Origin of the sequence: Jiangella rhizosphaerae (assembly GCF_003579925.1) — a bacterium.
GTDB classification, from domain to species: Bacteria; Actinomycetota; Actinomycetes; order Jiangellales; family Jiangellaceae; genus Jiangella; species Jiangella rhizosphaerae.
Genome location: NZ_QUAL01000296.1, coordinates 1 through 3,314 on the forward strand (window position 1 = coordinate 1; position 3,314 = coordinate 3,314).

General features: G+C 73.2%; 5 protein-coding genes. 4 read left to right on the forward strand and 1 reads right to left on the reverse strand.

What is annotated here, in order from left to right; genetic code table 11:
* Positions 1–137 precede the first annotated feature (137 nt).
* From DY240_RS23490 to DY240_RS23500, 3 genes are all read left to right on the forward strand, one after another.
* A complete protein-coding gene (locus DY240_RS23490) occupies positions 138–995 on the forward strand; it encodes a helix-turn-helix domain-containing protein (protein WP_119662168.1) in 858 nt (285 codons plus the stop codon).
* Positions 996–1,257: 262 nt separating this feature from the next.
* Positions 1,258–1,554, forward strand: coding sequence for a type II toxin-antitoxin system Phd/YefM family antitoxin (locus DY240_RS23495; RefSeq protein ID WP_119662169.1), 297 nt, complete (start codon positions 1,258–1,260; stop codon positions 1,552–1,554).
* Complete coding sequence (locus DY240_RS23500; RefSeq protein ID WP_267901694.1) at positions 1,551–1,952, forward strand: PIN domain-containing protein; 402 nt, start codon at positions 1,551–1,553, stop codon at positions 1,950–1,952. Before DY240_RS23495 ends, DY240_RS23500 begins: the two co-directional genes overlap by 4 nt.
* Before the next feature lie 7 nt (positions 1,953–1,959).
* On the opposite strand, the gene DY240_RS23505 is transcribed toward DY240_RS23500, so the two are convergent.
* A complete protein-coding gene (locus tag DY240_RS23505) occupies positions 1,960–2,496 on the reverse strand; it encodes a methylated-DNA--[protein]-cysteine S-methyltransferase (protein ID WP_199702222.1) in 537 nt (178 codons plus the stop codon).
* A gap of 203 nt (positions 2,497–2,699) precedes the next feature.
* On the opposite strand from DY240_RS23505, the gene DY240_RS23510 reads away from it, so the two are divergent.
* Positions 2,700–3,314 (forward strand): biotin transporter BioY (locus DY240_RS23510; protein WP_119662172.1); only part of this gene is annotated, 615 nt, incomplete at its 3' end.

Consider the following 3,314-nt stretch of genomic DNA (forward strand, 5'->3'; position numbering starts at 1 on the left):
GATCATCAGTCAACAACGCCTCACGCGACATGAGACCAACAATCGCCGCCTACACCGCCGATCTTTAGGAGACACGCCCTAGCCCTGGCGGGGCCACTCTCACCGGACGGCGTGGATCCGGCGGTAGCCTGGGCGGCGTGAGCGACAACGAGCTCGGCGCGTTCCTGCGCTCGCGGCGCGATGCCATCACCCCGGCCCAGGCGGGGTTGCCCGCCGGCCCGCGCCGTCGTGCGCCCGGTCTGCGGCGTGCCGAGCTGGCCATCCTCGCCGGCGTCAGCGTCGACTACCTCACCCGGCTCGAGCAGGGCCGCGACCGGCGCCCGTCGGCGCAGGTGCTCTCCGCCCTGGCCGACGCGCTGCAGCTGTCCTCGGCCGAGCGGGTGCTGCTGCGCAACCTGGCCAAGACGGCCAGCGGCGACTTCTACTGCCCGGTCCTCGAGGAGCCGCCCGCCGCGACCGTCCGGCCGACGGTGCGGGCGCTGCTGGAACGGCTCGAGCCGGCGCCCGCGGTCCTGGTCAACCGCCTGGGCGACGTCCTGGCCTGGACGACGGGATACGAGCTGCTGGCCGAGCCGCTCGGTGTGCTGAGCGGCGACCCTCCGAACCTGGTGCGCTACCACTTCACCGACCCGCGGGCCCGCGCCACCTACCCCGAATGGCACGTGGTGGCAGACGCCCTGGTGGCGAACCTCAAACTCGACTCCGGCCCCGACGACGCCCACGCCGCCGCGCTGGCCGACGAGCTGGCGGTGCTCGCCGGTTCCGCCTTCGCCGCCCGCTGGGCCGCGCCGTCCACAGTGGGCATGCGGTCGGGGGTGCAGCGCATGGTGCACCCCGACGCCGGTGAGCTGCGGCTGGCCTTCGAGACCCTCGAACTGTCCGACGCCCACTACCAGCGGATCCTCGTCTACCTGCCCGGCGACGAGCCGACGTCGGGCGCGCTGGACCGGCTCACCGGCCTGCGCCCCGGCTCGCTGCACGCCGTCGCCGGCTGACCGCCCCCACGTGCGGCCCGGCGCGACCGTCGTCCCGCCCCTCGTCAAAGTTGATCTTGGAGTTATGCCGCCATCTATCGGACATATCGCCCAGGATTGGCGGCTTTACTCCAAGATCAACTTCACGTTGCAGGAGGTGGGACGGGGATGCGTCCAGGGCGGCGGCCGGGCGGTCGGCGGCGCGCCCGGCGACGGTGGCGACGGCCCGTCCGCCGCGGCTGCGACACTGAATGTGGTCACATTCTTGTGATACATATGGGGCATGGCGGCTGCTCACGAGCACGCGGTAGGCCTTCGAGAGTTGCGGCACAGCACCGGCGACGTGCTGGCACGGGTTCGTCGTGGCGAGACCATCGACGTCACCGAGAGGGGCCGGCTCATCGCCCGCATCGTCCCGGTGGAGGACCGGTCCCCAGGCCCGGTCCTGACGGAGCTGATCGAGTCCGGCCGCGTTCGCCCGGCCGAGCGTCCGGGGTACCGGCCGCGGATGCGGCCCGGCGACGGCACCAACCGGCTGGGTGACGCGCTCACCGCCCTGCGCGAGGAAGAGCACTGGTGAGTGTCTACTACATCGACGCGTCGGCGGCGTTGAAGCTGCTGGCTGAAGAGGAGCACTCCACGGCCTTCGCGGAGTTCTACGACACCAACGCGTCGTCCTCCTGGGTGAGTTCTGTGTTGCTGCGCGTCGAGGTCGTCCGTGCGGTCGCCCGGGTCCTGCCGGCAGCGCTCGCGGATGCGCGTGACCTGCTGACGGCCTTCGACTTCATCGCCATCGACGACGACATCGTCGAGCGTGCGATGGACGAACCGGATCGCATGCTCCGTTCGCCCGACGCCATTCACCTGGCGACCGCTCGCGTTCTCGATACCGACCTCGACGCCGTGGTGACCTATGCCGACCGGCTGGCGGCCGCGGCGACGGACGCGGGAATGGCGGTGCTCCGGCCCGGCACGTGAGCTCGGCTCAGGACGTGAGTCCGGCTGGGCTCCAGTCGAACGTGGGCGGCAGGACGCCCTCGAGGGTGAGCAGCCAGCGCTTGACCTCGAGGCCGTTGCCGCCGGACCCGCCGCTGTAGCCGCCCAGCCCGTCGCTGGCCAGCACCCGGTGGCACGGGACGACGATGGGGATGGGGTTGGCGCCCATGATGCCGCCGATGGCCCGCGCCGGGACGCCGGTGCCGCTTCGGTCGGCCAGCTGGCCGTAGGTGACCGACGAGCCGTAGCCGACGGTCTGGTGCAGGGTGCGCAGCACGACGGCCGAGGCCGAGCCGGGGACGTAGCGCCAGTCGATGGGGATGTCGAAGGTCTGCCGGCGCCCGTCGAAGTACTCGGCCAGCTGGGCGAGCACCGGCGCCACCCACTCCTCGTCGCCGGCCGCCGGCAGCCGCCCCGAGGCGGGGCGGCTGCCCCAGCCGACCGCCGCGAGCCCGTCGCGCGTGACGGCCACGCTGATGCGCCCGACCGGCGTGTCGAGCCCGCCGACCGCCACCTCATCGCTCACGCCGTCCATTCTGCCGTCCACCTCCGACAAGGTCCGGCGCGCCGATTCGGAGGGCGTCGCCAAGGCGTTGTGGAGGCCCTCCAACCCGGCCGCCGCGGCCTGGTGCGAAATGTCGACTATGTCGCGGGGCGGCTCGTCGGTCAGAGTGGGAGGACACCGCCGCGGGCACCCGCGGCGGACGCACGTCCAGACGGGAGAGCTCGATGCCAGGAAGGTCGCGGCTGCCGGCCGCCGATCTCGCGCGGATCGCCGCGTTCGCCGCGCTGACGGCCGTCCTCGGGTTGCCGGGGTCGTTCCACCTCTTCGGCAACGCGGTTCCGGTCACCCTGCAGTCGATGGGACCGCTGCTGGCCGGCGCCATCCTCGGGGCGAAGCGGGGCGCGCTCTCGCAGCTGCTGCTGCTCGCGCTGGTCGCCGCGGGAATGCCGCTGCTGGCCGGCGGACGGGGCGGGCTCGGGGTGTTCGCCGGGCCGTCGGTGGGTTACCTCATCGGGTTCGCGGTGTCGGCGTTCGTCGTCGGGCTGATCGTGGAGCGGTCCGGGCGCCGCCCGGGCGTGCACTGGGTGCTGGTCGCCTGCCTGCTCGGCTCGGCGACGACGCTGGCCATCGGCATCCCGGTCCAGTCGGCGGTCACGGGGGTGCCGCTGACGGAGACCTTCCAGCTGGCGCTGGCGTTCGTCCCGGGCGACGTGGCCAAGGCGGTGTTCGCGGGGCTGGTCGCCTCCGGCGCGCAACGGGCCTACCCCGACGCCGCGCCGGCGGCCCGCCGTGAGCGGGTCGAGGGCCGGGCCGCGCGCCGCGCCGGGGGCGACGACAGC

Coding starts and splice junctions, on each gene's coding strand:
- DY240_RS23495 (WP_119662169.1), top strand. CDS start 1,258: ATGGCGGCTGCTCACGAGCACGCGGTAGGCCTTCGAGAGTTGCGGCAC.